The 26,179-nt window shown below is 71.5% G+C and carries 25 protein-coding genes; 2 read left to right on the top strand and 23 right to left on the bottom strand.

The genetic code is table 11. The features are described from left to right. Positions 1–32 precede the first annotated feature (32 nt). The 20 genes from H4F70_RS03720 to dacB form a co-directional block, all read right to left on the bottom strand. Entirely contained in the window at positions 33–962 is a 930-nt protein-coding gene (locus tag H4F70_RS03720) for an esterase/lipase family protein (RefSeq protein ID WP_182359078.1), read from the bottom strand. Positions 963–1,286: 324 nt separating this feature from the next. Then, on the bottom strand, positions 1,287–1,625 hold the full coding sequence (locus tag H4F70_RS03715; RefSeq protein WP_182347277.1) for a histone-like nucleoid-structuring protein Lsr2: 339 nt from the start codon (positions 1,623–1,625) through the stop codon (positions 1,287–1,289). A 360-nt stretch (positions 1,626–1,985) separates the two neighbouring features. Continuing rightward, entirely contained in the window at positions 1,986–3,443 is a 1,458-nt protein-coding gene (gene lysS, locus H4F70_RS03710; RefSeq protein ID WP_268968379.1) for a lysine--tRNA ligase, read from the bottom strand. A 201-nt stretch (positions 3,444–3,644) separates the two neighbouring features. Continuing rightward, a complete protein-coding gene (locus H4F70_RS03705; RefSeq protein WP_182359076.1) occupies positions 3,645–4,064 on the bottom strand; it encodes a rhodanese-like domain-containing protein in 420 nt (139 codons plus the stop codon). Between the two features lie 240 nt (positions 4,065–4,304). After that, complete coding sequence (locus H4F70_RS03700; RefSeq protein ID WP_182359075.1) at positions 4,305–5,120, bottom strand: type III pantothenate kinase; 816 nt, start codon at positions 5,118–5,120, stop codon at positions 4,305–4,307. Positions 5,121–5,122: 2 nt separating this feature from the next. Further along, the gene (panD, locus tag H4F70_RS03695) at positions 5,123–5,578 is read right to left on the bottom strand and encodes an aspartate 1-decarboxylase (protein WP_182347281.1); all 456 of its coding nucleotides are present in this window, start codon (positions 5,576–5,578) and stop codon (positions 5,123–5,125) included. Positions 5,579–5,645: 67 nt separating this feature from the next. Beyond that, the gene (gene panC, locus H4F70_RS03690) at positions 5,646–6,575 is read right to left on the bottom strand and encodes a pantoate--beta-alanine ligase (protein ID WP_182359074.1); all 930 of its coding nucleotides are present in this window, start codon (positions 6,573–6,575) and stop codon (positions 5,646–5,648) included. Further along, complete coding sequence (locus tag H4F70_RS03685; protein ID WP_182360152.1) at positions 6,572–7,564, bottom strand: Rossmann-like and DUF2520 domain-containing protein; 993 nt, start codon at positions 7,562–7,564, stop codon at positions 6,572–6,574. The genes panC and H4F70_RS03685 overlap by 4 nt, the downstream gene beginning before the upstream one ends. 176 nt (positions 7,565–7,740) lie before the next feature. After that, on the bottom strand, positions 7,741–8,811 hold the full coding sequence (locus H4F70_RS03680; protein WP_182359073.1) for a DUF6779 domain-containing protein: 1,071 nt from the start codon (positions 8,809–8,811) through the stop codon (positions 7,741–7,743). Between the two features lie 52 nt (positions 8,812–8,863). Next, positions 8,864–9,352 carry a DUF3180 domain-containing protein gene (locus H4F70_RS03675; protein ID WP_235681323.1) on the bottom strand — a complete coding sequence of 163 codons (489 nt, stop codon included), beginning with the start codon at positions 9,350–9,352 and terminating at the stop codon, positions 8,864–8,866. A gap of 49 nt (positions 9,353–9,401) precedes the next feature. Further along, the gene (folK, locus tag H4F70_RS03670; RefSeq protein WP_182359072.1) at positions 9,402–9,911 is read right to left on the bottom strand and encodes a 2-amino-4-hydroxy-6-hydroxymethyldihydropteridine diphosphokinase; all 510 of its coding nucleotides are present in this window, start codon (positions 9,909–9,911) and stop codon (positions 9,402–9,404) included. Further along, entirely contained in the window at positions 9,908–10,306 is a 399-nt protein-coding gene (gene folB / locus H4F70_RS03665) for a dihydroneopterin aldolase (RefSeq protein WP_182359071.1), read from the bottom strand. Before folB ends, folK begins: the two co-directional genes overlap by 4 nt. Beyond that, positions 10,303–11,136, bottom strand: coding sequence for a dihydropteroate synthase (gene folP, locus H4F70_RS03660; protein WP_182360150.1), 834 nt, complete (start codon positions 11,134–11,136; stop codon positions 10,303–10,305). Before folP ends, folB begins: the two co-directional genes overlap by 4 nt. A gap of 125 nt (positions 11,137–11,261) precedes the next feature. Then, entirely contained in the window at positions 11,262–11,933 is a 672-nt protein-coding gene (gene folE / locus H4F70_RS03655; RefSeq protein ID WP_182347286.1) for a GTP cyclohydrolase I FolE, read from the bottom strand. 60 nt (positions 11,934–11,993) lie between these two features. Then, positions 11,994–14,360: an ATP-dependent zinc metalloprotease FtsH gene (gene ftsH / locus H4F70_RS03650; protein ID WP_182359070.1), complete on the bottom strand. Its 2,367-nt coding sequence runs from the start codon at positions 14,358–14,360 to the stop codon at positions 11,994–11,996. A gap of 236 nt (positions 14,361–14,596) precedes the next feature. Then, a complete protein-coding gene (locus H4F70_RS03645; protein ID WP_182359069.1) occupies positions 14,597–16,033 on the bottom strand; it encodes an amidase in 1,437 nt (478 codons plus the stop codon). Positions 16,034–16,409: 376 nt separating this feature from the next. Beyond that, on the bottom strand, positions 16,410–16,973 hold the full coding sequence (gene hpt, locus H4F70_RS03640) for a hypoxanthine phosphoribosyltransferase (protein WP_182360149.1): 564 nt from the start codon (positions 16,971–16,973) through the stop codon (positions 16,410–16,412). Positions 16,974–17,056: 83 nt separating this feature from the next. Further along, on the bottom strand, positions 17,057–18,091 hold the full coding sequence (tilS, locus tag H4F70_RS03635; RefSeq protein ID WP_235681322.1) for a tRNA lysidine(34) synthetase TilS: 1,035 nt from the start codon (positions 18,089–18,091) through the stop codon (positions 17,057–17,059). Then, the gene (locus H4F70_RS03630; protein ID WP_182359068.1) at positions 18,067–19,185 is read right to left on the bottom strand and encodes a zinc-dependent metalloprotease; all 1,119 of its coding nucleotides are present in this window, start codon (positions 19,183–19,185) and stop codon (positions 18,067–18,069) included. The genes tilS and H4F70_RS03630 overlap by 25 nt, the downstream gene beginning before the upstream one ends. Further along, positions 19,173–20,579, bottom strand: a complete 1,407-nt coding sequence (dacB, locus tag H4F70_RS03625; RefSeq protein WP_182359067.1) for a D-alanyl-D-alanine carboxypeptidase/D-alanyl-D-alanine endopeptidase — start codon at positions 20,577–20,579, stop codon at positions 19,173–19,175. Before dacB ends, H4F70_RS03630 begins: the two co-directional genes overlap by 13 nt. Positions 20,580–20,830: 251 nt before the next feature. Here dacB and H4F70_RS03620 point away from each other — a divergent pair, with 251 nt between their 5' ends. Then, a complete protein-coding gene (locus H4F70_RS03620) occupies positions 20,831–21,322 on the top strand; it encodes an inorganic diphosphatase (RefSeq protein ID WP_182359066.1) in 492 nt (163 codons plus the stop codon). 123 nt (positions 21,323–21,445) lie between these two features. Here the strand turns inward: H4F70_RS03620 and H4F70_RS03615 are convergent, their stop codons facing one another. The 3 genes from H4F70_RS03615 to H4F70_RS03605 form a co-directional block, all read right to left on the bottom strand. Beyond that, the gene (locus tag H4F70_RS03615; RefSeq protein ID WP_182359065.1) at positions 21,446–23,104 is read right to left on the bottom strand and encodes an MDR family MFS transporter; all 1,659 of its coding nucleotides are present in this window, start codon (positions 23,102–23,104) and stop codon (positions 21,446–21,448) included. Continuing rightward, positions 23,101–23,649, bottom strand: coding sequence for a MarR family winged helix-turn-helix transcriptional regulator (locus tag H4F70_RS03610; RefSeq protein ID WP_235681321.1), 549 nt, complete (start codon positions 23,647–23,649; stop codon positions 23,101–23,103). Before H4F70_RS03610 ends, H4F70_RS03615 begins: the two co-directional genes overlap by 4 nt. A gap of 135 nt (positions 23,650–23,784) precedes the next feature. After that, positions 23,785–24,588, bottom strand: a complete 804-nt coding sequence (locus H4F70_RS03605) for a crotonase/enoyl-CoA hydratase family protein (protein WP_372497608.1) — start codon at positions 24,586–24,588, stop codon at positions 23,785–23,787. A 231-nt stretch (positions 24,589–24,819) separates the two neighbouring features. Here H4F70_RS03605 and H4F70_RS03600 point away from each other — a divergent pair, with 231 nt between their 5' ends. Then, a complete protein-coding gene (locus H4F70_RS03600) occupies positions 24,820–26,175 on the top strand; it encodes a polysaccharide biosynthesis protein (RefSeq protein WP_182359063.1) in 1,356 nt (451 codons plus the stop codon). Positions 26,176–26,179 lie beyond the last annotated feature (4 nt).

Raw genomic sequence — 26,179 nt, 5'->3', positions numbered from 1 at the left:
CGCACTCGTCGTGCGGCAGGGTCGGCCGCCCCTCAACCGAGGAAAGGCGGCACGAACACGCATGGCACCGGTACCGGATGGGCGGGGTCGAGCGCGTTGAGGACCATCGCCTGCGACCGCACCGAGGCGGCGATGGCGAGATGGTCCGAATAGTCCTGCGCACAGGTGTCCTGTACAACGATGTTCGTCGCATTCGGCGCCTCGACGTACCCGGCGGTCCATGGGACCACCAGTTCGTCGTACCGCGTCATGATGTTGGTGTACTGCACGCCCGGCGCGTAGGTGCCGCCCGCGTTCATCTTCTCGATGAACGGCGACCCGGCCGACATCTGCGAGCACGCCCCGCAGTACTCGTTCATCAGGTCCGCGTACTGCCGGGCCGCCGGATTCGTCTTCGCGGCCTTGTCGAGCTTCGCGGTGAATTCGCTCGCGCCGCCGGCGGTAGTCCCTTTCCACAGCGGCGCCAGCGAGACGTACTTGTCCACCTTGGGCGCGCCGCCGAGGAACTTCACATAGTAATTCGGCATCAACGTGCCCTGCGAATGCCCGACGAAGTCCACCTTCTGCGCCCCGCTGGCCGCCAGCACCTTGTCGACGAACACCGACAACTCCTGCGCGGAATCCTGCATGCGCGTCAACCCGCCCATGGCGCTGAGCGGCCACGGCGTCCCCGGATTCACCCCGTAGGTCAACGCGTACACGCAATAACCCGCGTTCTTGATGCGCGGAGCCATCGCGCCCCAGTTGGTCTGGGCTCCCCCGCCCGTGCCGTGCACGAGAATCACCGGATCGGGGTGCTCGGCGCTCGGCACGCAATCCCAATCATTGACGCCCGGCAACGACCCGCCCGGATCCGCCAGCTCGTAGGGGATGCCCGCGAAGAATGTGGGCGGCACCGGCAGCGGATCGGCGGCTGCGGGCGCCGCGGCCACCCCGCCGACCGCGAGTGCGCCGGCGGCCATGGCCATCACCGTGTGCGAAAGGGCCCGGCGCAATCGGCCGCGCCTATTCTGCCGCCTGGTGGGGCGTGACCCGCCCCTCGGCCGATCCGTATCCGCCCGCGATGAGTCCATCCGCACATCTCCCCACGTGATTTGTCCCGATCGCCGGAAACTAACACGTGCGCGGTCCCCGCGATGTCGAATCGCGGGGACCGCGCACGTCTGCCGGACGCGGCGAAACGATGCCGGACGGCCGTTGCACGGCTGCGGAGCTCCCGCCCGAGATGCCCGCAACCGCCGGCCCGCGACCGGCCCCGGAAAGGCGCGAGTCCAGAGCGCGCGGGCTCAGTGCGCCTTGCCGTAGGCCTCCAGCACTTCGCTGGGAATGCGTCCGCGCGAGGACACCTTGAATCCGTTGTCCCGCGCCCAACGGCGGATGGCCGCCGTCTCCTCACGGCTGTTCGTGGAGCGGGGCGCGGTCGACGCGCGCTGACCGCGACGACGGCCGCTCACCTTGCGGGAATGAATGATCCAATCCCGCATCAGCTCGCGAAGGTTCTCCGCGTTCTCCTCTGAGAGGTCGATCTCATATCCGACGCCGTCGAGACCGAATTCAACCGTCTCAACGGCCTCCGATTCCCGATCCAGATCGTCGATGAGCGTGACCGTGACCTTCTTTGCCATCAAACCCTCACTTCGGTTTCGTCCGCGTGACCCAGCCGGGTTGCGACCCGATCACGTGTGCTGGAACACGCGATTCAGGACATCTCGACCCTTGTGCGCCTTCCATTTGCGATCGTAGACCTATTCGACGACTATTGCATCCGCATCGCAAATCACGGAATGATTATCGGTGAACCGCTCCGACCCGGCGCCGACAGCAATACTGCGGACGGCGCCGCCCCGAGGAAGGCATGATGGCGCATCCGATGGAGCCGACCCGACTCCGGCGCCCTACGCGTAATGGCGTTTCCATCCGAGACGCCTGATGCGGGGCGCCGCAATCGTGCGGCGCCCCGCATCAGGCGGAGAGTGAATCCCGGGTCAATCCCGCGAGGGCCTGACCAGGGGGAAAAGAATTGTCTCGCGGATCCCCAGGCCGGTGAGCGCCATCAATAGCCTGTCGATCCCCATTCCGGTGCCGGTGGTGGGCGGCATTCCATGTTCCATTGCCGCGAGGAAGTCCTCGTCGAGCACCATCGCCTCGTCATCGCCCGAGGCCGCGAGCCGCGCCTGCAGCTCGAAGCGCTCGCGCTGCACCACCGGATCCACAAGCTCCGAATAGCCCGTCGCCAGCTCGAATCCGCGCACGTACAGGTCCCACTTCTCGGTCACCCCGGCCTTGGTCCGGTGCTGGCGCGTGAGCGGAGACGTCTCCACCGGAAAGTCGCGCACGAACGTGGGGGCGTGCAAGTGGTCGCCCACCAGGAACTCCCACAGCTCCTCGACGAGCTTGCCGTGCGTCACGGCCGTGGCCGGCACCTCCACGCCGAGCCGCTCGGCGTGCGCGGCGAGCTCGTCGATCGTGGTATCCGGCGTGATCTCGTGCCCCAACGCCTCCGACAGCGACGGATACATCTCCAGTTCCGTCCACTCGCCGTCGACGTCGTAGACGGTACCGTCCGCCAAGGTCACCTGGCGGGTGCCGAATGCGGCATCCGCCACCTCCTGGACGAGCTCGCGGGTCATCCGGGCCGAGTCGTCGTAGGTCCCGTAGGCGGCGTAGGTCTCGAGCATCGCGAACTCCGGCGAGTGCGTGGAATCGACGCCCTCGTTGCGGAAGTTCCGGTTGATCTCGTAGACCCGGTCGATCCCGCCGACCACGCAGCGCTTGAGGAACAATTCCGGCGCGATCCGCAGGTACAGGTCCATGTCCATCGCGTTCGAATGCGTGACGAAGGGCCGCGCCGCCGCGCCGCCATGGATCGTCTGCAGCATGGGGGTCTCCACCTCGAGGAAGCCCCGGGAATCCATGGAATCGCGCAGCGCCCGCATGACGGCGATCCGCTCACGCGCAATCCGACGCGCGTCCGGCCGCACGATCAGGTCGACATAGCGCTGACGGACCCGCGATTCCTCGTTCATCTCCTTGTGCGCCACCGGGAGCGGGCGGAGCGACTTCGACGCCATCAGCCACGAATCCGCCATCACCGACAGTTCTCCGCGGCGTGAGCTGATCACCTCACCGTGGATGTAGACGATGTCGCCGAGGTCGACGAGCGCTTTCCACCGTGCCAGCGACTCCGCCCCGACGGCCGCGAGGCTGATCATGGCCTGCAACTGCGTACCGTCGCCCTCTTGAAGAGTGGCGAAGCACAGCTTGCCCGTATTGCGGACGAAGATCACCCGTCCCGCGATGCCGACGACCGTTCCGGTCTGCGTATCCGGTTCCAGCTCGGGGTATCGGGCGCGGATCTCGGCGAGCGAATGCGTGCGGTCGATCGCCACCGGATACGGCTCGATGCCCTCGGCGAGCATCTGCTCCCGCTTGGCGGCGCGGATCCTGTGCTGCTCCGGCGTCGATTCATCGGCGCCGTCGGGCCGCCCCGTCCGTGGCGTACCCGCAGAAGCCGCCTTCTGGCCGGGATCTTCGGGGCTGCGGAAATCGGGCGCATTGTCACTCACAGCAAACAAGGGTAATCGGTGTGCTTCGTCACTCCGTCCCCGGCCGCGCGCCGCGCCGGTCCCTGCCGCAGGATTCCGTCAGTGCGCCGAGATGGCGGCGGCCTCCCTGCGCACATGCCCCGCGGAATCGCCGGCCGCGACGAGGCCCAGACGTTCCAGTGCCAGGAATCCGCCGTCGACGTGCACCGCATTGCGGACGCCGAGCGCGCGCAGCGCCTGCGCAGCCATCGACGCGAGCGTGCCGTCGTCGCTGACCAGCACCCATTGCACGCGCGGATCGGCGGCCACGGCGAGATGCCCGGTCGATGCGGGGTCCAGGCGCGCTTCGACGAGGTCCGCGGCGATGGCGAGCGCGCCGGGAAGTGCCCCTGCAACCGCGCGCTGAGCATAGGTGCGGATATCGACGACGACGGCGTCGCGGTCGATGGCGGCGGGGTAGGCGGACGCGGGAAGCGCCGAGGCGGACGCTGCGACACCGGTGGCCATGAAAGTGGTCATGGAGGTACTCCGAAGTGTGAGATGCGCAGACATTGCTGCTACGCGGAGGTGGAGGCGGAAATCAGCCTCGACAACACTCCGGACGGCGCGCGCAGGCAGCGCCGGACCGGGCGGACCCCGGGCGCGCGCTCTGCGTGTTCACGGCATGCATACGACCATCCTGCGAAGGAGCATGCCGTGAGTCGGCACCGATACTCACGCGTGCGATTATGCCACAGGCGGACCCGGCTGCACAGACCGTCACCGCACCTGGCGGCGGCCGGCGCGTGAGCCCGCCCGATTCCGCTCGAAGACCAAGTGCAGGCCTACCGCGGTGAGGTCCGGTACGTGGTCGGTGATCGCGGCGCATTCGCCCAGGACCACCCCGGCCAGGCCGCCGGTCGCGACCACCGCCACGTCGTCGTCGGCGAACTCCGGCAGCTCCTCGCGCACCCGCGCCACCATGCCGTCCACCTGGCAGGCGAAGCCGAAGACGATGCCGGACTGCAGCGCCTCCACCGTGCTTTTTCCCACGACGGACCGCGGCCGGGCGAGCTCCACCTTGCGCAGTGCGGCGCCCCGCGCCGCCAGCGCGTCCACCGAGATGTCGATGCCCGGCGCGATCGCCCCGCCCAGGAACTCCCCGGCACCGCTGACCACGTCGACGCGGGTGGAGGTGCCGAAATCGACGACGATGACGGGACACCCGAACAGGTGGTGCGCGGCCAGCGCGTTCATCACGCGATCGGCCCCGACCTCCTTCGGATTGTCCACCAGCAGGGGGACCCCGGTCCGCAACCCCGGCGCCACGACGACATGCGGAATGTGCGGCCAGTAGCGTTCCAGCATCAGCCGCAGTTCACGCATCACCGACGGCACCGTGGCCAGCGCGGCGACACCCGTGATCGCCTCGGCCCGCTCGCCCAGCAGCCCGCGGACGACCAGCGCGATCTCATCTGCCGTCTGGCGCGCATCGGTGCGCATGCGTCTGCGCAGCACCGGCTCTCCGCCCGGTGCGTCCGCGTCGAAGACCGAGAGCGAGGTGTTCGTGTTGCCTACATCGACGGCCAGGAGCATCGTCAGGCCGGGCTGCCCACGAGTCCCGCGGCCCGCTCGATGGACGGATCACGGTGCTGGAGGCTCGTCAGGCCCGAGTCCGCGGGAGCGTGGCCCGGGTTGCCGCCCACCTCGGCGGGCACGTTGTTCTCGTCGACGAACACGATCGACGGCTGGAACTCGCGCGACTCCTTCTCGTCCATCATCGCGTAGGAGATGAGGATGACCAGGTCACCCGGGTCGATCAGGTGGGCGGCGGCACCGTTGATGCCGATGACGCCGGAGCCCGGCTCCCCCGTGATCACGTAGGTCTCGAGGCGGGCCCCGTTGGTGACGTCGACGATGGCGACCTGCTCGCCCTCGTAGAGGTCGGCAGCCTTCATCAGGTCGGCGTCCACCGTGACCGAGCCGACGTAGTGCAGGTCTGCATGCGTGACGGTGGCGCGGTGGATCTTGGACTTGAGCATCGTGCGGAACATGAGGGTCCTTCCTGGTGGTGCTACCGGGGAGCCGGTGTTCGGGTGATCGCGTATCGGCGGGGTGCGGTCAGGGCACGGCCTCCGCATCCTCCGGCACCCCGGGCGTGTCGGAACCGGTGAAGCCCGTTCCGATGGGCACGCCGACGTTGTCGATGAGCCGGGTCGTCCCCAGCCTGGCTGCGACGAGCAGTCGTCCGTCGCCGACCTCGGGCGCGGGGCCCAGGTCGAGCCCGCGCAGTGCGAGGTAGTCCACGTCCAGCTCAGGCACCGTGTCGAGGACCCCGCGCGCCGTGGTCAGCACGGCCTCGGCGCCGCCGGCCGCCGCATGGGCCCCGGCCACCAGCGCGGCGGAAAGCGTGGTGGCGAGGGTGCGTTGCTCGGGAGTCAAGTAGCTGTTGCGTGACGAGAGCGCCAGACCGTCGGACTCACGGACGGTGGGCACGCCGACCACCTTGACGTCGAAGTCGAGGTCGGTGACCATCTGCCGGATCAACGCGAGCTGCTGGTAGTCCTTCTCTCCGAAGAAAGCGGCATGCGGCGCGACGATCTGGAAAAGCTTGCAGACCACGGTCAGCATGCCGGCGAAGTGGGTGGGCCGTGCGCCGCCCTCCAGCTCCGCCCCCAGCGGCCCCGGGTGGATCGTCGTGCGCGGCCCGTGCGGGTACATCGCGGCGGCCGACGGGGCGAAGACCAGCTCGGCGCCCTCCGCGCGCAGCAGTTCGACGTCCCTTTCGAGCGTGCGCGGATACGCGTCGAGGTCTTCGCCCTCGCCGAACTGCAGCGGGTTCACGAACACGGACACGACCACGACCGCCCCGGGGACGCGCTTGGCCTGCCGCACCAGCTCCAGGTGTCCCTCGTGCAGCGCCCCCATCGTGGGCACGAGCACCACCTGCCGGCCCACGCCGCGCAAGGCCCGGGTCACGGCCGTGATCCGTCGCGGCTCGTGGTGGACCGTCAGTCCGCCGGGGGTGTAGTCACGTGCTTGCAGCGTCACAGGTGGTGCTCCTGCCGTTCGGAATCGGTTTCGGTGCAGCCCGTTCCCGCCGGGCGTAGAAGGTCTATCAATGCCCGCGTCGCGCCGGAACGCTGCGCCGTCCGCAGTGCGAGCCCGCGGTAGCTTTCGGCGACCTCCGCGTCGACGACGTCGAGCTCCCGCAGATGCGCGGCCACCGCGGCCGCGTCCCCCCGCGCCACCGGGCCGGTCAGCGCGCGGTCGCCGTGACGCAGCGCGTTGTCGAGCGCGGCGGTCAGCAGTGGCGCGAGGATGCGCTCGGGCGCCCCTGCTTCGGTCGTGATCGTGCCGTACGCCGCCGCATCGGCCTCCCCGGAACCCCGTGGGCGCAATGCCGCGGCGAGCGCGCTCGCCGCGTCGCGCACCAGCGTGACCAGGTGATTGCTGCCGTGCGCAAGCGCAGCGTGGTAAAGGGTGCGGGAATCCTCGGGAATGACGACGGGCTCGCCGCCGATCTCGAGCACAAGAGACTGCGCGATGGCCGTCGACACCTCATCCGGCGCCGTGATCCCGAAGCATGCGGAACCCAGGCGATCCACATCGGACGGGTCCCCGGTGAAGGTCATGGCGGGGTGGACGGCCAGGCAGATCGCGCCGCGCGCGGCGAGCGGGTCCAGGATCGCGACGCCGTTCGCCCCCGAGGTGTGCAGGACGATCTTTCCGGACCAGTCCGGCACCGTGTGCGCGAGGCCCGCGGCCAAGGACGCGAGTTCCGTGTCCGGCACGGCGAGGACCACCAGCTCCGACGATGCGGCCACCGCATCCGCGGGGGTGATGCGGGATTCCGGGAGGCGTGTGCGCGCCCGTTCCCTCGACGCGTCGGACACCGCTGCGCATGCGCCGACGACGTGCCCTGCGCGCTCGAGAGCCGCGCCGAGGGCAGTGCCGACCCGTCCCGCGGCGATGACGCCGACGGACAAGCGGGCAGGGCGGGGCCACTCCGCGGCGGCGCGGGGCCCGCCGTCGGGCAGCAGGGGATCTTGACCGGGTGCGGCCACTCGTGGGTCCTTCCGGAGTCGTTCCAGTCCTGCCGTGCAGGTACCGGACGTTCTCCGCGAGAATATCGCGCCGTGCGCGACGCCGACAGCCCCAGGTGAGCTATCTCACGGGCGCCGATGCGTCGCCGTCCCGGCCCGTGTGGGCCGCGTCAGTCCTGTGCCCGGCGGCGGCGGCGACCGAGGTTGTCCGGGACGCTGCCGGTCTCCCGCATCCGTGCGAGCAGCTCGGCCACCGTGTTCCCACCCGGCCGCGTGCCGTGCTCCGAAGTGTCTTCCTCGTCCGCCTCGTCGTCGGCGGCCTCGTCGTCGGCATCCTCATCCTCCGCCGGGTACGCGTCGACCGGCTCGCCTTCGACCGGCGCCTCCTCGGCCGGCACGCGGCGGGCGGAGTCCGTGGCGACCTCGTCTTCTTCCACCACGGCGTCGTCCACCACGGCGGCCTCAGCGAACTCGGCATCCGCCGCGTCGTCGGTGTCGTCGACGGCTTCATCGTCGACGTCGGCGCCATCCGGGAGCACCTGCGTCTCCGCGGTGACCGGCGCTTCATCCCCCGCCCCCGGCAGATCCTGCGCGGCCTGCCTGTACGCCTCGTAGTCGGGTTCGAAGGCAGCGCCTGCATCGTCGATGCCGTCCACGGCCACGACCTCATCGATCTCGGGCAGCTCCGCCGCCTGGGCCGCCACCATCTGTCCGGGCCCGCCCGAGAGCTCATGCAACCGGTGCGATTCGGCGCGCACGGCCAGACGCTCATCAGGCAGTTCGCCGTCGAACAGCGCCTCCAGACTCGCCCGCAGCGCAGCCATCTCCATGCGCAGCGACTCGAGTTCCTCGGAGGCCTCGTGCTGCACGCGCTCCTCCACCTGGCGGCGCACCTGCGATTCCACCACCAGCTCGTACTCGCGGCGCGCGGCGATCTCGCGCTCCAACTGCAGCTCGTACACCAGCTTGAGGTCGCGGGCTCGGGCCGCGTCGTTCTCGGAGTCCTTGCGGAACTTCGTCATCGCGATGGCGCCGACGACGGCCGCCCACAGCGCGGCGACTACACCGAACCGCAGCAACGGCACGCTGTCCGTGAAGATCATGATGATGCTGGCGACGATGGCCAGCAGAATCAACGCGCCGAGCACCGCTTCCCACACGGACTGTCTGCGCGCGCGTGTCCGCCGCTCCCCCTTGCGGCGATCGGGGCGCGCAGAACTGTCTCGGCCGGGAACGGTCATGCCGACAACATACCGTCAGCGGCCTCGGCCTTCAGGGAACCCCGGCGGCAAGTCACTCATCGTGGCGGTCGCCACCGTCGCCCCGCGACTCCGGGGGCACCGTGCACGTGTGCTCGAGCCACAATGCCGCGGCTACCAGCACCAAACCCGCCACAAGCCCGAAAATGGTGCCCGGCAGATCACTTCGGGCCGCAGCGAGCCTGTCCAGCTGCGGCACCAGGTAGATCAGGAGCCCCGCCCAGCCGCCGGAGAACACCGCGCCCGCGATCGCCGACGCCTTCGCCAGCACCACCGCGCGGGCGATCGTCAACGGGTTCAGGTCATGCAGCCCGGTGCCCACCTCGCCCTCGGAGACGCGGTGCCGGATGAACAGGCCCGCCGCGGCCTCGGCTCCGGCCAGCACGACCAGCGGCAGCCCCACGAGGGTCGGCACCGACGGGAGATTCCCGTACGCCGCTGCGGCCACGGCCCATCCGGCCGCGAGGAACAGCAGCGCCACCAGCGCCAGGTCGACGATCCGTGTCGCCTTCAGCTCAGCCACCGCCCCCCACTGCGCACCGCACGCGCCCGCATCCCGGCATGCCCTCCGATCACCGCGCCGACCGCGTCAGCGTGAAGTCGGTGCGGCGCACGCCGGCGATCTCCGCTGGGTCCAGCGCGGCCGCAAGGTCGCGCACCACGATTCCCCCCAGTATCGCCTCCGGCTCGATCTGCATCCACGGCACCAGTACGAAGGCGCGGGCGCGGGCGCGCGGATGCGGCAGCAGCAAGTCGGGGTGCTGCGAGACGACCTCGGCGGGGTCGTAGCACGCGATGACATCGACGTCGAGACTGCGCGGGCCCCAGCGCACGTCACGCACCCTGTCCGCCCGCCACTCCAGCAGGTGGCACAGGCGCAGCCAGTCCCACGGGTCACGGCCCGGGTCGTCGGCGATGAGGGTGACGTTGTAGAAGTCGTCCTGCTCGACGCCGCCCCACGGCGCCGTCACGTACACGTGCGACGCGCCGATGAGCCGGTCTCCCAGCTCGTCGGCCACCGACTGCAAGTGCGCGAGCCTATCGCCCACATTGGATCCGGCCGACAGCACCACACGGCTCATCGCTGCGCCCCGCCACCGCGCCGGGCGGTCACCGCGACGTCGACGAACTGCAGGGGTATGGGCGCGGACGGCTTGTGCACTGTGACCTCCACCGCGTCGATGCGCGGCCACGCGGCCACCGCATCCGCGATCCGCGCCGCCACCGCCTCGATGAGGTCGAGGGGCGGGCCGGCGACGATGTCCGCGGCGCACTGCGCCAGCGCACCGTAGTCGACCGTGTCGGCCAGGTCGTCGGACACCGCGGCCGGGCGCTGGTCGAACCACACCGTCACATCGACGACGAAGTCCTGGCCGTCGCGCTTCTCGTGCTCGAACACGCCGTGACGGCCGCGGATCGTGAGCCCGGTCAGCGTCACCTTGTCGCCGGCGGGCGGCCACTGCGACCGCGCGTTCACCGCGGCACCCGCCCGCCGCCACCGGGCCAGGCGTCGAGCACTGCCAGCGCATCACGGGACCCGCGGGCATCGTGCACCCGGACCCCCCAGGCACCCGCCTGGGCTGCGAGCAGGCTCACCGCCGCGGTCGCGCCGTCGCGGCCGGCGGGGGGACGGGGCCCGCCCGACTCCTCCGGCAGCAGCGAACCCAGGAACCTCTTTCGCGAGGCGCCGACGAGCACGGGAAAGCCCTCCGCGACCAGCAGCGGAAGCTGCGCGAGCAACTTCCAGTTGTCCGCACCCGTCTTCGCGAAGCCCAGCCCCGGGTCCAGCACGATGTTCTCCGGCGCGACCCCCGCCGCCACGCCCACGTCCACCTGCCGGAGCAGCTCGTCGATCACGGTGCGGACCACCCCCCGATCGCCGTAATCGGTGACGCCCGAGGCGTTGACGTACTCGCCGGACGCCCCGGCGGCCCGCCAGTGCATGAGGATCCAGGGCACACCGGCCTCCGCCGCCACGCGGGCCATGTCGGCGTCGGCCCGGCCGCCGGAGACGTCGTTGATCACGGACGCCCCCGCCGCCACGGCGGCCTCCGCCACCGACGCGCGCATAGTGTCGATGCTCACGCTGATCCCGCAGCGCACCAGCCCGCGGATCACGGGCACGACCCGGGAGCGCTCCACCTCCGCGGAGACGCGATGGGCTCCGGGGCGGGTCGACTCGCCACCGACGTCGACGATGTCCGCGCCGGCGGCCGCCAGCTGCGCGCCGTGCTCGACGGCGAGGTCGCGTTCGAGGTACCGCCCGCCGTCCGAGAACGAATCGGCGGTGACGTTGAGGATGCCCATGACGGCGCAGCGGCCGGGGCGCGGCAGGCCGGGGCGCGGCGCGTCCTCGCGCGACGCCCGGCGTCCCGGATCCTCTTTGCGGCGCGCGCGGCCGGCCGTCCCGTCCCGGTTGCCCACTGCGGCGGTCACTTGCGCAGGATCAGGTCGAGAACCTCGCCGCGGGACACCGCCGAGGTCTTGAACAGGCCCCGGACCGCGGAGGTAGTCGTGGTGGCGCCCGGCTTGCGGATGCCGCGCATCGACATGCACAGGTGCTCGGCCTCGATGACGACGATGGCGGCACGCGGCTGCAGTTTGCGCACCAGAGCGTCGGCGATGTCACTGGTGAGCCGCTCCTGCACCTGCGGGCGCTTTGCGTACAGATCGACCACGCGCGCCAGCTTGGACAACCCCGTGACCTTGCCGGACGCGCCGGGGATGTACCCCACGTGGGCCACCCCGTGGAACGGCACCAGGTGATGCTCGCATGTGGAGTACACAGGAATGTCGCGCACCAGGATCATCTCCTGGTGCCCCTCGTCGAACACGGTGTCCAGCACCGAATCCGGCTCACTGAAAAGGCCGTCGAACACCTCGCGGTACGCCCGCGCCACGCGGGCGGGGGTCTCGCGCAGCCCCTCACGGTCGGGATCCTCCCCCACCGCCAGCAGCAACTCCCGCACGGCCGCTTCCGCTCGCGCTGCATCGAACGGCCGGACGGCACCGAACTTCCCGGCACCGTCGCCCCCGGCCGCACCCTCGCGGCCCGGGGCGCCGTCGGCAAGCCCGTTGCTGCCCGAAACACTGTCAGTCCGCACTCGTTCGTTCCTCCGGTAGTCGCGGAAGGCGCCGGCCGGCCCGCCGGACACCCGGTGGCCCTACTGCGCGCCGTCGGAAGGGTAGTCGTGGCGACCGCCGCGATCGTCGCTCTCACCTCGGCCGCCATGCCGCTCACCGTCGGCACCCTCCTGGTCAGAGTAACGATCTTCGCCGGGATGCCTGCCGACCCCCGGCCCGTTCGGCCGCGCGGACGGACCGTCGTGCTCCGCGGGATCCCGGAAGCCGCCGTGGCGGCGGCCACCCGGCGGCCACCCGGGGGCATGCCACCCGGCCGGTGCGCCGTAGTCGCTGCCGTTTGCCGAGGGCTCCGGCTGCTGCGCGTAGTGCCCGGGGCGGCCCGGCGCCGGCTGCTGCGGCACTGACCGACGGTGTCCCGCCGGCTGGTCCCGTGTCTCGGAAGGGCCGGCGGGGCCGCCGCCCACAGCGGCTTCCCGGTCACGCTTGAACGCCGGCACGGGAGCCGGGGGCGGCCACGGCTCGCCCCGCTCGATCGCCAGCTCGCCCGGCGTCTTGATCGGAGGCTTCTCCGACGGGACCCGCTGGCCGAACTCGTTGAACGTCGTGATCCGCGGGCGCTTCTCCACCGCGGAGAACACCCGCTCGAGCTCCTTGCGGTGCAGCGTCTCGTTCTCGAGCAGCTCGCCGGCGACGGTGTCGAGCACGTCCCGGTACTGGTCGAGGATCGACCAGGCCTCGGTGTGCGCGGCCTCGATCAGCCGGCGCACCTCCTCGTCGATCTCGTGCGCCACCTCGAGCGAATAGTCCGGCTGCTGGCCCATCGACCTGCCCAGGAACGGATCGCCCTGTTCCTGCCCGTACTTGACGGCGCCCAGCTTCGCGCTCATGCCGTACTCGGTCACCATCGCGCGCGCGATCTTGGTGGCCATCTCGATGTCCGACGACGCGCCCGTGGTGGGCTCGTGGAACACGAGCTCCTCCGCGGCACGGCCGCCCATCGCCATCACCAGGCGGGCGATCATCTCCGAGCGGGTCATCAAGCCCTTGTCGTCCTCGGGCACGGTGAGCGCGTGGCCGCCGGTGCGCCCGCGCGCGAGGATCGTCACCTTGTACACCGGTTCGATGTCCGGCATCGCCCACGCCGCGAGCGCATGCCCGCCCTCGTGGTACGCGGTGATCTTCTTCTCCTGCTCGCTGATGATGCGGCTCTTGCGCCGCGGCCCGCCGATCACGCGGTCCACGGACTCCTCGAGCGATGCGCCCGTGATGACGGTGCCGTGCTCACGCGCGGTGAGCAGCGCCGCCTCGTTGATCACGTTCGCCAGGTCCGCGCCGGACATGCCCACGGTGCGCTTGGCCAGGCCGTCCAGGTCGGCATCCGGGGCGATGGGCATCCCCTCCGAGTGGACCTTGAGCACCGCCCGCCGGCCCGCCATGTCCGGAGGGCTGACGGGGATCTGCCGGTCGAAGCGCCCGGGACGCAGCAGCGCGGGGTCCAGGATGTCCGGCCGGTTGGTCGCGGCGATCAGGATGATGTTGCTCGTCGGGCCGAAGCCGTCCATCTCCACGAGCAATTGGTTGAGCGTCTGCTCGCGCTCGTCGTGCCCGCCGCCGAGACCTGCGCCGCGCTGGCGGCCCACGGCGTCGATCTCGTCGACGAAGATGATGCACGGATTGTTCTGCTTGGCCTGCTCGAACAGGTCGCGTACCCGCGACGCGCCGACTCCGACGAACATCTCGACAAAGTCCGAGCCGGAGATCGAGAAGAACGGCACCCCCGCCTCGCCCGCGACCGCGCGCGCCAGCAGCGTCTTGCCCGTGCCGGGCGGGCCGTAGAGCAGCACGCCCTTGGGGATCTTCGCGCCCAGCGCCTGGTAGCGCGCGGGGCTCTGCAGGAAATCCTTGATCTCGTAGAGTTCCTCGACCGCCTCGTCGGCCCCGGCGACATCGTCGAACGTGGTCTTGGGCATGTCCTTGGTCAACTGCTTGGCCTTGGACTTGCCGAAGCCCATCATCCCGCCGCGGCCGCCGCCCTGCATCCGGTTCATCAGGAACAGGAACAGACCCAGGATCAGCAGCATGGGCAGCATGAACACCAGCAGTGAGGTGAACCAGCTCTCCTGCGAGACCGTGGTGTCGTACTTGGTGGCGCCCGAGTTCTGCACCTGGTCGAACAGCGCCTCCGCGGCGCCGGCCGGATACTCGGCGACGATCTTCGTCTTGCCGTCGGTGCCGTCCGCCGGATTCTTCAGCGTCAGCTGCAGCTGCTGCTCTTTGTCGAGCATGTTCGCCGACTCGACATTGCCGCCCTCCAGCTGGGCGACAGCCACGGAAGTGTCGACCTGCTTGTACTCGCTCGACCCCCCGGTGAATTGAATCACCGCCCAGATCGCCAGCACGATCCCGGCCACGATCGCCAGGTTCCGGAACACCGTCTTACGGTTCATACAGCGTCGGCCGCGGTGGCCAAATCCTTCCGGTCACGGTTCATCTCGATGGCATATCCGGCTGCGCGGCCGCGGCGCGCCCGTTCACCTGAACTCCGGTATGCGGGATCGTCCAGGTCACCGGATCCTCCAGGGTACCCGGACGTGCACCGACGTCCCACAGCCCTCCGGCCGCCGGCGCCATCCCATTGCAATGACAACGTACGCGCCGCCCCCGCGGTTCCCGGCGCGCAGGATCAGTGGCGCACGACTCCGGTGTAGTCCGGGGCGGTGCGCGGCCACGGCCGCAGCGACTCGATCTCGGCCGCGAGCGCCAGGATCGTCGCCTCGCTTCCGGGCGGGCCGGCGAGCTGCACGCCGATCGGCATCCCGTCCCCCGGGTGCAGCCCCGCCGGCACGCTGGCGGCCGGCCACCCGAGCACGTTCCAGATCCCCGGATACGAGGCGTACCGGATGCTCGACACCGCGTTGGGCAGCCACCGCCTGTCCGACCACCTGGCGGCGGCCGGCGCCGTGCGCAGAAGGGTCGGTGTGGCGACGATGTCGAAGTCCGCGAACAGCGCGCGCATGTCCCGCTCGATGCGCTGCGCATACGTGTCCTTGGCCAGCCCCCACCGTTCGACCGCGTCGCCGATCGCCGTATGCGTGCGGGTCCGCGGCGCCAGCATGCGCCGGTCCAGCGTGCGGGCCTGACCGGCGGGTCCACGCGTCCAGCGGGCGAGCAGCCCCAGCGGGTTGCGCGGGTAGGGCACCCGCGCCCGTGCCACCTGGTGCCCGGCGCGCAGCAGCGTGTCCGCAACCTGTTCCAGGGCGGCCGCCAGAGAGGGATCCAGGCGCGTCACCGGGCTCGGCGTGCCCGCCGAGACGCCGATCCGCAGACCTGCCGCGGGCGCCGGACGTGCAAGCCCCGGATCCCCGGCGAGCACCGAGAGCATGAGTGCGGCATCGGCGACCGTCGTGGCCATCGGACCCGACTCCGACATGCCGTACCAGGAGTCCGCGCCGTCACCGCCGGGCAGCAGATGGCGGCCCGGTTTGATGCCGAACAGCCCGCAGTCCGCCGACGGGATGCGGATCGAGCCCAAGCCGTCCGTGCCGTGCGCCACCGGCACCATGCCCGCGCTCACCGCGGCACCGGAGCCGCCGGACGAACCCCCCGGCGTGCGCGAACGGTCCCACGGATTGCGGGTGATCCCGAACGACGAGTCCGTGGTGGGGAAGATGCACAGCTCCGGCACCGCGGTCAGGCCCACGATCACGGCGCCGGCGGCGCGCAGCCGGGCGACGAGCTCGTGATCGGCCGGCACCGGTTCCACCGACGTGGCCGCCGACCCGATGCGCACCGACTCGCCGGTCACCTCCAGTACATCCTTGACTGCGACGGGGACGCCCGCGAGCGGGAGCCGCGCCAGATCGGCATGATCCGCCAGGCCGCGCGCCTCCCGGAGGGCCTCGTCCGCGCGCACCCGACGAAAGGCGCCCAGCTCATGGTCGCGCGCCTCGATGCGGCGCAGCGCCCGGACCACCGCGGCATCCGCGGAGCACCGGCCGGAACGCACGCGCTCCGCGATCTCCACCGCCGTCTCGCCCGGGTCGACGGCTCCCACGGGGTCGCGCGCGGCGTCCGGGCTGTGTGGGCTCGGGCTGTGTGGGCTCGTACCGTCACCGCTCATACTCTGGAGGCTATCGGCTCGGCGGGCATCGGGCGCGCGGACGGCGACGGCAGGCCCGGGGTTCCGGGGGACGGGTCGGGTCTCGCGAGCGGGCCGGCGATGCGCGCGCGGGTCGCCAAACTGCGGGCGTGTCCACCGGCGGCGCGCGAGCCGAACCACCACCCGCGTGCCAGTCACCCGCTTGTGCGCGAGCCATTCCCCAGTGCGCGGGCCGGTCATCCGGAAACACCCCCGGGAACAGGCCGCGACAAGGGGACCGGCTCGCGACGGTAAGTTCCCGCGGCGAGGTGACGAACCGCTCGCGACGGTAAGTTCCGCTCGCGGCGAGGTGACGAACCGCCCCCGGCACGCAGAGCGGCCGCCCCGCGGCCGGCACTCAGCCCGCGTACACCCGCGGTTCGAGCAACCCGATGTACGGCAGATCGCGGTAGCGCTCCGCGTAGTCGAGCCCGTAGCCCACCACGAACTCGTCGGGGATGTCGAAGCCCACGTCGCGCACTTCCAAGTCGGAGCGAACCGCGTCGGGCTTGCGCAGCAGCGCGCACACCTCCAGCGACCGGGGGTTCCGGGTGGCGAGGTTGCGCTGGAGCCACGACAGCGTGAGGCCCGAGTCGATGATGTCTTCGACGATGAGCACGTCGCGTCCGGCGATGTCGCGGTCGAGGTCCTTGAGGATGCGCACGACCCCGGACGACGACGTGGCCGAACCGTAGGAGCTCACCGCCATGAACTCCATCTGGGTGGGCACCTGGATGCTCCGGGCGAAGTCGGTGAGGAACATCATCGCGCCCTTGAGCACGCCGATGAGGAGCAGATCGCGGTCCGGGTCGCCGCCGCCCGCCTCCGGGTAGCGCGCCGCGACCGCGGCGGCGAGCTCGGCAGTCTTGTCGCGGATCTGCTGCTCGGTGATGAGCACCGAGGCGATGTCGCCGCTGTACAACCCGCCTGCACCCTGCGCTCCGCCGTCGATCCCGCTCACCGGGCCGTTGTTGCCGTCACCGTCGGACACGATTCCACTCCACTTCATCTCGGGTCCGCACCTGCCGGCGCACCCGCCTCGCGCATCACCGTCAGCCTGTCATGTTGCCGCATCGCCACCACACGCACTCCGGGGCCACCGCCGCCGACGGCCACCCCGCCCTGCCCGTGCCAGTCGCCGACGAGCGCGTCGATCCGGCGCAGCCGCGCATCGGTGAGTCCGGTGACGCCCTCTGCGCGCAGCCAGCTCCGCAGGGCGCGTCGCCGGACCGCGGCCGCCTCGGACGCGAGTTCCCGCGCGTCCAGCCCGTCTCCCGCACCGTCACCGGCCGCCGCAGCCCGCGCCAGCAGCATGTCGGCGAGCCCGTTCAGCACCGCATCGTCCTCACCGAGCTGTGCGGCCGTGCGGGCCAGGGACTCCGCGGCGCCGCCGCCGAGCACCTCCTCGAGCAGCGGCAGCGCCTCGTGGCGCAAGCGCACGCGGGTGAAGCGCGGATCGCTGTTGTGCGGGTCGTCGTGCGGCGTGAGGCCGGACTCCGCGCAGGCCGACCGCGTCACCGCCCGCCGTACCTCCAGCAGGGGACGCCCCCACGGCTCCGACCAGGCGCGCATGCCGCGGATCGAACCCGCCCCGGAGCCGCGGCCCAGGCCCAGCAGCACCGTCTCGGCCTGGTCGTCGAGAGTGTGGGCGAGCAGCACCGGCCGGTCTCCGCGCGCCGCGCCCAGCGCCTCGTACCGCGCCGCACGCGCCGCGGCCTCCATCCCCCCGCGCCCGGCGACGTCCACTTCCACGACGCGCGCCTCCGCGCACCCGAGCGTCCGCGCCTGCCCGGCCGCGCACTCCGCCACCGCCCGGGACCCTTCCTGCAGCCGGTGGTCGACGACCAACGCGATCATGTCCCCGCCGCGCGCGGCGCACTCCGGCACCGCCGCCGCCGCGAGCGCCAGGGAGTCGGCTCCGCCGGAGAGCGCGACGCACACCCGGCCGCTCGGCGCGTACGCGGGCAGCCAACGGCGGACCGCCCGGCGGATCTGCAGCAGTGCCGGCTCGCCCGTCAGCCCAGCACGCGCGCGATCCACCGCTGCGGCTCCTCGATCTCGTCCTTGAGCGGCAGCGTCTCGGGCCCCGTCCACACGGTGTTGAACAGCTCCATGCCCACACGCTCCACCACCGCGTCGACGAAGGCTTTGCCGCGCACGTACTGTGCCATCTTGGCGTCGACGCCCAGCAGCGCCCGCATGACCCGCTGGATCACGCTGGGATTGTGCTGGCGGCGGTGGTCGAAGGCCGCGCGGATGCGGGCCACCGTCGGCACCACCTCGGGCCCGACCGAGTCCATGACGTGGTCGGCGTGCCCTTCCAGGAGGGTGCCGAGCATGAGCATGCGGTCGATGGCCTGACGCTGAGGCTCCGACGCCGCCGCGGAGACCAGCCCGATCATGCCCTTCTCATCCGGCGTCTCCTCACCGCGGCGACGCTTGCGCAACTGCTCCGCCACCCGGCCCAGGACGTCGGTGAGCGGCTCGTCGGCTTCCGTGGCCAACAGGTCGACCGACTCGCGCATGTACGCGGTGAGCCACGGAGACGACGAGAACTGCACGCGGTGCGTCACCTCGTGCAAGCACACCCAGAGGCGGAAATCCGCGGGCCGCACCTTGAGCGCACGCTCGACGGCGACGACGTTCGGCGCCACCAGCAGCAGCGTGCCGTCGTCGGTGAACGGGTCGTACTGGCCGAGGATCGCGGTGGACAGGAACGCGAACACTGCTCCTGCCTGCAATCCGCCCGCCTTGCCCGCCAGTCCGGAACCGGCGCCGTCGGCACCGGCCTCCCCCGCGCCGGCCCCCGTGAGCACCCCCATCGATGCGGTCGCGGCCCGCGCCCATCCGGCCCTGTCCACGACGCGGGCCGGCGGCACCGGAAGCCCGTCGGCGAGGCCCGTGACCTCCCGCACGTGCGGTTCCGCGGAGGCCGACGCGCGGGCGAGCTCCGCGTACACCTGGTCGCGGGTGTAGCCGGTCATCGTGGGCCCGGGCGGTGCCAGGCGCGCGGCGATGCCGCCTGCGAACGCCCAGTCGACGTCGTCTCCCGGAAAACCCTGCCCGGCCCCGCCGGAGGCGTCCTGTCCCTCTTCGTGCCCGCCGTGCCCCGCCTCGGGGTTCAGCCCTGACATCCGCACCCCCTCAACTGTGCCGTGATCGCGTCGAGAGCGGGACGGGCGTCCGCCGGCGCCGTGCCGCCGGACATCAGCGCGAACGCCAGCACCCGGCCATCGACGTCGGTGACCACGCCGGCGAGCGTGCTCACTCCCGACAGTGTGCCCGTCTTCGCCCGCACCCATCCCGCACCGGCCTGCGCGGTGGTCTCGTACCTGTCGGCCAGCGTGCCGGTGCCGGCGGCGACGGGCAGCGAGTCCAGCAGCGGCCGCAGTGCGGGATGCCCGGGGCCCGCGGCGGCGGAGAGCAGCTGGTCGAGCAGCCGTGCGGGGATCTTGTTGTCCACCGACATGCCGGACGAGTCGTGCAGTTCCACGCCGGTCAGGTCGAAGCCGGCGCCGCGCAGCACCGATTCGATCGCGGCGGCGGCGCCGTCGAAGTCCGCGGGGTGCCCGGTGGCCAGCGCCACCTGCCGCCCCACCGCGTCGGCCAGCACGTTGTCGGAGTGGACCAACAGCTGGCGGATCAGCTCGACCATCGGCGCCGACTGTACGCTCGCGAGCTTCTGCGCCTGCGGCGGCGCGGGCGCCAGGCGCACGTCGCCGGCGTCCACGCCCAACGCGGCGGCCAGCGCCCGCCCCGCGTCCAGCGCGGGCGTGTCCGACCGCGGCGAGTCGGGATTGCGGATGTCGAGGCGTCCGCCGTCCAGCGCGATCGGCCGCATCGGAATGATGTTGCCGGCCGCGATGTCGGAGTCGAACCACCCCTGGGCGAGCGTCGGCCCCTGGTAGAGGTCCACGTCGACGTCCACGCCGGTCACCTCCGCCCCCGAGGCGCGGATCTGTTCGGCGAGCTGCGCGATGTGCGCGGCCCCGCGGTAGTACCCCTCGGCCCCCACGGGCTGCGCGGTGAGTGTCGGATCGCCGCCGCCCACCAGGACGACGCGACCGTCCGCGCCCTGCACGACGGTGGTGGTGATCCGCTGGTCCCGCGGGATCGCCAGCAGCGCCGCCGCGGAGGTGAGCAGCTTCGTCACCGAGGCGGGCGTACGGGGGCGCTGCGCATCCTGCGACCACAGCACGCGGCCGGTCGCCGCGTCGCTGATCTGGCCGGTGAGGTCACCCAGCGCGGGGTCTGCCAGCACGCCCGCGAGCGCTGCGTCGAGGCCGGCTGCGGTCGGCACAGGCGCGTCCGGCGGGACGGGCACGATCTGCGGCGACGGCGTGATCAGCGCGGGAGCCGGCTCCGCGGCCGCGACCGCGGATCCGTCGTCGATCACCCGCCATGCCAGCACGCCGGCGACCACCACCAGCAGCGCGGCGAGCACGACCGCGGCGATCCGGAGGCGCCGGCGCCTCCGGTGCAGGTGACCGGCGGCGGCGCCGCGGCCGGGGAGGACACGCTTGAGCATCGAGCTGATCGTCGTTCTCCTCGGGTGCGGCGGGGGCGGTTTCTGCGTGGACGGAGGCGCCTGCGCGGCGCTCCGCACGGCCGGGCGCCCCCAGGTCGACGTCCACAGTAACCGCCGGGACGCTATCCTTGCCGGGTTGCCTCCGCCGCGCGCCTGGTCGATGCCGTGCCCGGCGGACAGTGGTCGCATTCGGCATCAGTGGCGCCCGGCGATCACCACCACCAGCCATCATCAACGCAAAGCGAGGACGCGTGGAGTTCGACGTCACCATCGAGATCCCCAAGGGGCAGCGCAACAAGTACGAGGTGGACCACGAGTCCGGCCGCGTCCGGCTGGACCGCTACCTGTACACGTCCACCGTGTACCCGGCCGACTACGGCTTCATCGAGGACTCGCTGGGCGAGGACGGCGACCCGCTCGACGCCCTGGTGCTGCTGCCGCAGTCGGTGTTCCCCGGCGTCATCGTCGAGGCCCGGCCGGTCGCGATGTTCAACATGGTCGACGAGGCCGGCGGCGACGCCAAGGTGCTGTGCGTGCCGGCGGGCGATCACCGTTGGGACCACATCCAGGACCTGGCCGACGTGCCCGCGCACGAGCTCGAAGCCATCAAGCACTTCTTCGTCCACTACAAGGACCTCGAGCCCGGCAAGCACGTCGAGGCCGCCGACTGGGTGGGCCGCGCCGAAGCGGAGGCCGAGGTCGAACGCTCGTTCAAGCGCGAGAAGGAGCAGGGCGGGCACTGACGGCCCTGCGCTGCGGTGCGGTCGCCGCCACCGCAGCGCCCGCAAGCACCCATGCGCCCGCCCCGTCCGCACACCCGGTGGTGTGCGGACGGGGCGGGCGCTGTGCGTTCTCCGTCGAGCCGCCTATTCCTCGTCCCGTGCCGCTGCGATGCCGCCCGCGGCGCGCAGCGGCACCTCTTTCCAGAACAGCACCAGCACCCAGGCCAGCGCTGCGAAACCGGTGGTGGCCAGGAACACCTGCCCCATCGCGTCGGAGAATCCCTCCGCCAACGGCGCGGCCAGTGCGGGGTCGAGCTGCTGGATCAGGGAGCTGTCCTCGAGCACCTTGCCGGCCGCGGCCGAGTCGTGGTCGAGCAGCCCCTGGGCGAAGGTCCTGTTCACCTCGTCGCCGCCTGTCGCCGCCTGCTGGACCGCGGCGATGTACTGCGGGTCGTGGGCCGCCGCCTCCAGTCTCTCGGTGATGTTCGGGGTCATCTGCGCGAACAGGATCGACAGGAAGATCGCCACGCCCAGGGTGCCGCCGATCTGCCGGAAGAATGTCGCCGCCGCGGTCGACACCCCCATATCGCGCGCGGGCAGCGCATTCTGGATGGCGAGCGTGAGCGGCTGCATCATGTTGCCCAGCCCGAAGCCGACGATCGCCATGAACCCCATGACCACCGGGAACGACGTGTCCGCGTGCACGAAGTGCAGCAGGAACATGCCGACCATGAGCATGGTGGATCCGATGATGGGGTAGATCCGGTAGTGCCCGGTGCGCGAGATCAGCTGGCCGGACACCACCGACCCCGTCATCATGCCCAGCACCAGCGGCAGCATCTGCAGCCCGGCGACCATCGGCGTCGAGCCCTTGGCCACCTGCAGGTACTGCGGCAGCAGCATGATCCCGCCGAACATCGCCATGCCCACGACGAACGAGATCACCACCCCCAGGGCGAAGTTGCTGTTGCGGAAGAAGCGCATCGGGATCAGCGCCGCGTCACCCATGGCGATCTCCACGAACACGAACGCGACCACCCCCACCGCGCCGATCGCGTAACAGACAAGGGCGGCCCCGCTGCCCCACCCCCATTCGCGCCCCTGTTCGGCGACGATCAGCAACGGCACCAGGCCCACCGCCAGCACGAGCGCACCCCACCAGTCGACGCGCGTGTCGCGGCGTACGCGCGGCAGCCGGAGGTTGCGGAACACCACGATCAACGCGACGAGTCCGACGGGCACGTTCACCAGGAACACCCACCGCCACCCCGTGACGCCGAGGATGCTCGCGTGATCGGCGAACAGACCGCCGAGCACCGGCCCCAGCACGCTCGACGTGCCGAACACGGCGAGGAAGTACGCCTGGTACTTCGCGCGCTCACGCGGTGCGAGGATGTCGCCGAGGATCGCCAGCGCCAGCGACATGAGCCCGCCCGCGCCGACTCCCTGCAGCGCGCGGAACCCCGCGAGCATGTACATCGACGTGGCGGACGAGCACAGCGCCGATCCGGCGACGAAGATCACGATGGCGCTGATGAACAGCGGCTTGCGCCCGACGATGTCGGAGATCTTGCCGTACAACGGTGTCGCCAGCGTCGCCGTGATGAGGTACGCGGTGGTCACCCAGGCCTGCAGCGCATAGCCGTCCAGGTCGTCGGCGATGGTGCGGATCGCGGTGGACACGATCGTCTGGTCCAGAGCCGCGAGGAACATCCCCAGCATCAGCCCGCTGAGGATGATGAGGATCGCCTTGTGGTCGAGCCCGGCGGGCGATTCGGAGGCGTCGCGGGTGGTGTCGGTCATCTGCGCGGGCCGTTCTCCGGCCGTCCTCCGGCCGCGGAATCGCCCGCGACGATCTCGTCGCGGCGCTGCTCGTAGCCGTCGAGCAGCTTGCCCAGCAGCCGGGCGAGTTCCACCCGCTCGGACTCGGGCCAGGCGCCCACGACCGCACCCAGCCGCTGGTTGCGCCGCAGCCGCATCCGGTCGGCGGCGTGCCGGCCGGACTCGGTGACCGCGATCAGGCTGGCGCGCCGGTCGGCGGGGTCCGGCTGCCGCTCCAGGTGCCCCCGCTCCACCAACTGCGCCACGTGCCTGCTCACCGTCGACGGGTCCGAGAGCATCGTCTCCGCCAGCGCGCCGGACCGCATCGGCCCGTGCTGCAGGAGCGCGAACACGCACCGGTAGGCCGCCAGCTCCAGGCCGTCTGCCCCGAAACGGCCCACCTGTGTCATCGTCCGCTCGCGCATCCGGTGCAGCCGGGCGAGTTGGTTGCCGAGCTCATCGGTGCACGTGGGAATATCCTCCGCGCCTGTCGGCACGTGGGGGCCGAATCGCTGATCTGGTGACACGCATCCTCCCCGGACGGCGCTCGGACGCACCGGCGGCGACGGCCGCTCCGCGCGATGAATATGCAGGCTACAAGTTTCCGCCGGACACCGTGGCGCGCGCAACCCGGCCCCGTCCGGCCCCGTGGGATCGGCCGGTCAGTGCCCGTGGAACTCGGGCGTGCGCTTCTCGAAGACCGCCGCCATCGCCTCGCCGATGTCCTTCGACGGCAGGAACGCCGCATTCCAGGCCGCGACGTACCGCAGGCTCGCGTCGATCTGGGCGCTGCGGGTGTGGCCGAGAACCGCTTTGACGCCGTGCACCACCAGCGGTGGGTTGGCCGCGATCTCTTGTGCCGCCGTACGTGCCGCGGCCAACAGCGCGTCCCGGTCCTCGTACACGTCGTTGACCAGGCCGATCCGCTCGGCACGCGCCGCGTCGATGTCCCGGCCCGTCAACGCCAGCTCGCGGGTGTGGCCCTCGCCGACGATCCCCGCGATGCGCGCGAGGGTGCCCATGTCCGCGACCATCCCCACCTTGACCTCGCGGATGGAGAACCGGGCATCGGCGGACGCGTAGCGGAAGTCGGCCGCGGTGATCACGTCCACGCCACCGCCGATGCACCAGCCCGCGACGGCGGCGACGACGGGCTTGCGGCAACGCTCCACGGCGCTCGCGGCCTCCTGCATGGCCAGGATCAGGTCGTGGAAATCGGTGCGCTCCTTCGCCTGCGCGCCGGGCGCGAGCACCGGGCCGAGCGAGGGCGCGACCGCGGGCAGGTCCAGCCCGTAGGTGAAGTGTTTCCCCGAGCCGGTGAGCACGACGGCGCGGACCTCCGGGTCGGCATCGAGCGCGGCGAACACGCGTGGGCATTCCGCCCAGAAGGCCGGGCCCATCGCGTTGCCGCGGCCGGGGCCGGTCAGCGTCACCTCGGCGACGTGTCCGGCGCGTTCGACGGTCATCGATTCGTACGGGCCGTACCGCCCCTGCGCGTCCGTGCCGGAATCCTGCGTCCGCGTGTCCTCTGTCATGGTTGCCGCACCGTCCTCATCGCCTGAGCCGTCGTCCCGCCGACGTCGCCGGCATCACCCTACTCGGCGGTAGCAGCTACTGCACCCGGCTCGCGCGGCGCGGTCGCCCACGCTCCGGCGTGCGGACGGACAGCCGGGCACGCGGCCTGGCACAATGCGGCGGTGCCCATCCCCCACTCCGCCGACGGCGCCCCGGACGACGGCGACACCGGCACCCCCGCCATCGCGACGAGCACCCTTTCCCGTCACGGCATGGGCGCCGTGCTCGCCGCGACGGTCTTCGCCGCGGCCGCCGGCTACGTGGTCATGCTGCTGGCCGGACGGCAGCTCGGCGCGGCCGGTTATGCCGACTTCACCGTGTATTGGGCGCTGTTCTTCACCTTCGTCGGGATCGCCAACGGCCTCATGCAGGAATCCACCCGCGCGGTGAGTGCCGAGGAGGCGGCTCTCGCGGGGGCCGCACCGGGCGGCCGCACCGCGACCGGCCGCTCCACGAGTCCGGCGCTGCTCGCCGCCGGCGTCGGATTCGTCATGGCGCTGCTCATCGTGGCCACCTCCCCGCTCTGGGCGTCGCGCGTGCTCCAGGGGCACGAGGTGCTCGGCGTGGGCGTCCTGGCCGTGTCGGTGTGGACAGTCGCGGTGCAGGCCGCGCTGTGGGGCCTCGCGGCGGGCCGGGGCCGCTGGCTGCTGTACGCGTGCGGGATGGCCGCCGATGCGGCGTTGCGCCTCGTCATCGCGGTGTGGGCGGTCGCGGCGGGCTACGGCATCGTCGCCTTCGTCTTCGCGACGGTGGCGGGCGCCGTGTCGTGGCTGTTGCTGCTGACAGCCTCGTCCGGACGCACCACGCTGGCCCGGCGGGTGCACGAGGCGCCCCGGAGTTTCCTGCGCCGCACGCTGCAGGCCATGGCAGCCTCCGCCGCCACTTCGGTGCTGATCGTCGGGTTCCCGGTGCTCCTGGCCGGCGCCGAATCCTCCGAGTTGGGTGCCACCGCGGGGTCGTTGCTGTTCGCCGTCACCGTGACGCGCGCGCCGCTGCTGGTGCCGCTGACGTCGTTCCAGAGCGCCATCATCGTGTACTTCGTCGAACGCAGGTCGACGCTGCTGCGCGCGCTCGCCCTGCCGCTCGGCGCAGTCGCGGCGGTGGGCGCGGTCGGGGCCGCGCTCGCGTGGTGGATCGGCCCGCCGCTGATCCGGCTCGTCGGCGAGGGCTTCGACATGGCGGGCGGGCCGCTCGCCGCGCTCGTCGGCGGCGCGGTCACCACTGCGGCTCTCATGCTCACCGGGTGCGCCACCCTCGCCTCGGACCGGCACCGCGCGTACGCCGCCGGCTGGTGGGCGGCCACCGGCACCGCGATCATCGTCCTCACGTTGCCGTGGGACATCACCACCGCCACCGTGACCGCGCTGGTGGTGGGGCCGCTCGTCGGCATCGCCGTGCACCTGTCCGCGGCACTCACCGCGGCCCGCCGCGCTCCGGTACGCGCGCCGGATTACATTTCGGACACACTCCCCGGCTAGTATT

The sequence above is a fragment of the Tomitella gaofuii genome (assembly GCF_014126825.1).
Lineage (GTDB): Bacteria > Actinomycetota > Actinomycetes > Mycobacteriales > Mycobacteriaceae > Tomitella > Tomitella gaofuii.
The sequence above is the reverse complement of the archived record's forward strand: the minus strand, read 5'-3'. Positions and strand labels throughout refer to the sequence as shown.

What these genes read in the sequence shown, in the direction of transcription:
- H4F70_RS03720 (WP_182359078.1), bottom strand. Translation starts at nt 962, where the DNA reads ATGGCCGCCGGCGCACTCGCGGTCGGCGGGGTGGCCGCGGCGCCCGCA.
- H4F70_RS03715 (WP_182347277.1), bottom strand. Translation starts at nt 1,625, where the DNA reads ATGGCAAAGAAGGTCACGGTCACGCTCATCGACGATCTGGATCGGGAA.
- H4F70_RS03705 (WP_182359076.1), bottom strand. Translation starts at nt 4,064, where the DNA reads ATGACCACTTTCATGGCCACCGGTGTCGCAGCGTCCGCCTCGGCGCTT.
- H4F70_RS03700 (WP_182359075.1), bottom strand. Translation starts at nt 5,120, where the DNA reads ATGCTCCTGGCCGTCGATGTAGGCAACACGAACACCTCGCTCTCGGTC.
- panD (WP_182347281.1), bottom strand. Translation starts at nt 5,578, where the DNA reads ATGTTCCGCACGATGCTCAAGTCCAAGATCCACCGCGCCACCGTCACG.
- H4F70_RS03680 (WP_182359073.1), bottom strand. Translation starts at nt 8,811, where the DNA reads ATGACCGTTCCCGGCCGAGACAGTTCTGCGCGCCCCGATCGCCGCAAG.
- folK (WP_182359072.1), bottom strand. Translation starts at nt 9,911, where the DNA reads ATGAGCCGTGTGGTGCTGTCGGCCGGATCCAATGTGGGCGATAGGCTC.
- folP (WP_182360150.1), bottom strand. Translation starts at nt 11,136, where the DNA reads ATGGGCATCCTCAACGTCACCGCCGATTCGTTCTCGGACGGCGGGCGG.
- ftsH (WP_182359070.1), bottom strand. Translation starts at nt 14,360, where the DNA reads ATGAACCGTAAGACGGTGTTCCGGAACCTGGCGATCGTGGCCGGGATC.
- H4F70_RS03645 (WP_182359069.1), bottom strand. Translation starts at nt 16,033, where the DNA reads ATGAGCGGTGACGGTACGAGCCCACACAGCCCGAGCCCACACAGCCCG.
- H4F70_RS03630 (WP_182359068.1), bottom strand. Translation starts at nt 19,185, where the DNA reads ATGTCAGGGCTGAACCCCGAGGCGGGGCACGGCGGGCACGAAGAGGGA.
- dacB (WP_182359067.1), bottom strand. Translation starts at nt 20,579, where the DNA reads ATGCTCAAGCGTGTCCTCCCCGGCCGCGGCGCCGCCGCCGGTCACCTG.
- H4F70_RS03615 (WP_182359065.1), bottom strand. Translation starts at nt 23,104, where the DNA reads ATGACCGACACCACCCGCGACGCCTCCGAATCGCCCGCCGGGCTCGAC.
- H4F70_RS03605 (WP_372497608.1), bottom strand. Translation starts at nt 24,588, where the DNA reads ATGACCGTCGAACGCGCCGGACACGTCGCCGAGGTGACGCTGACCGGC.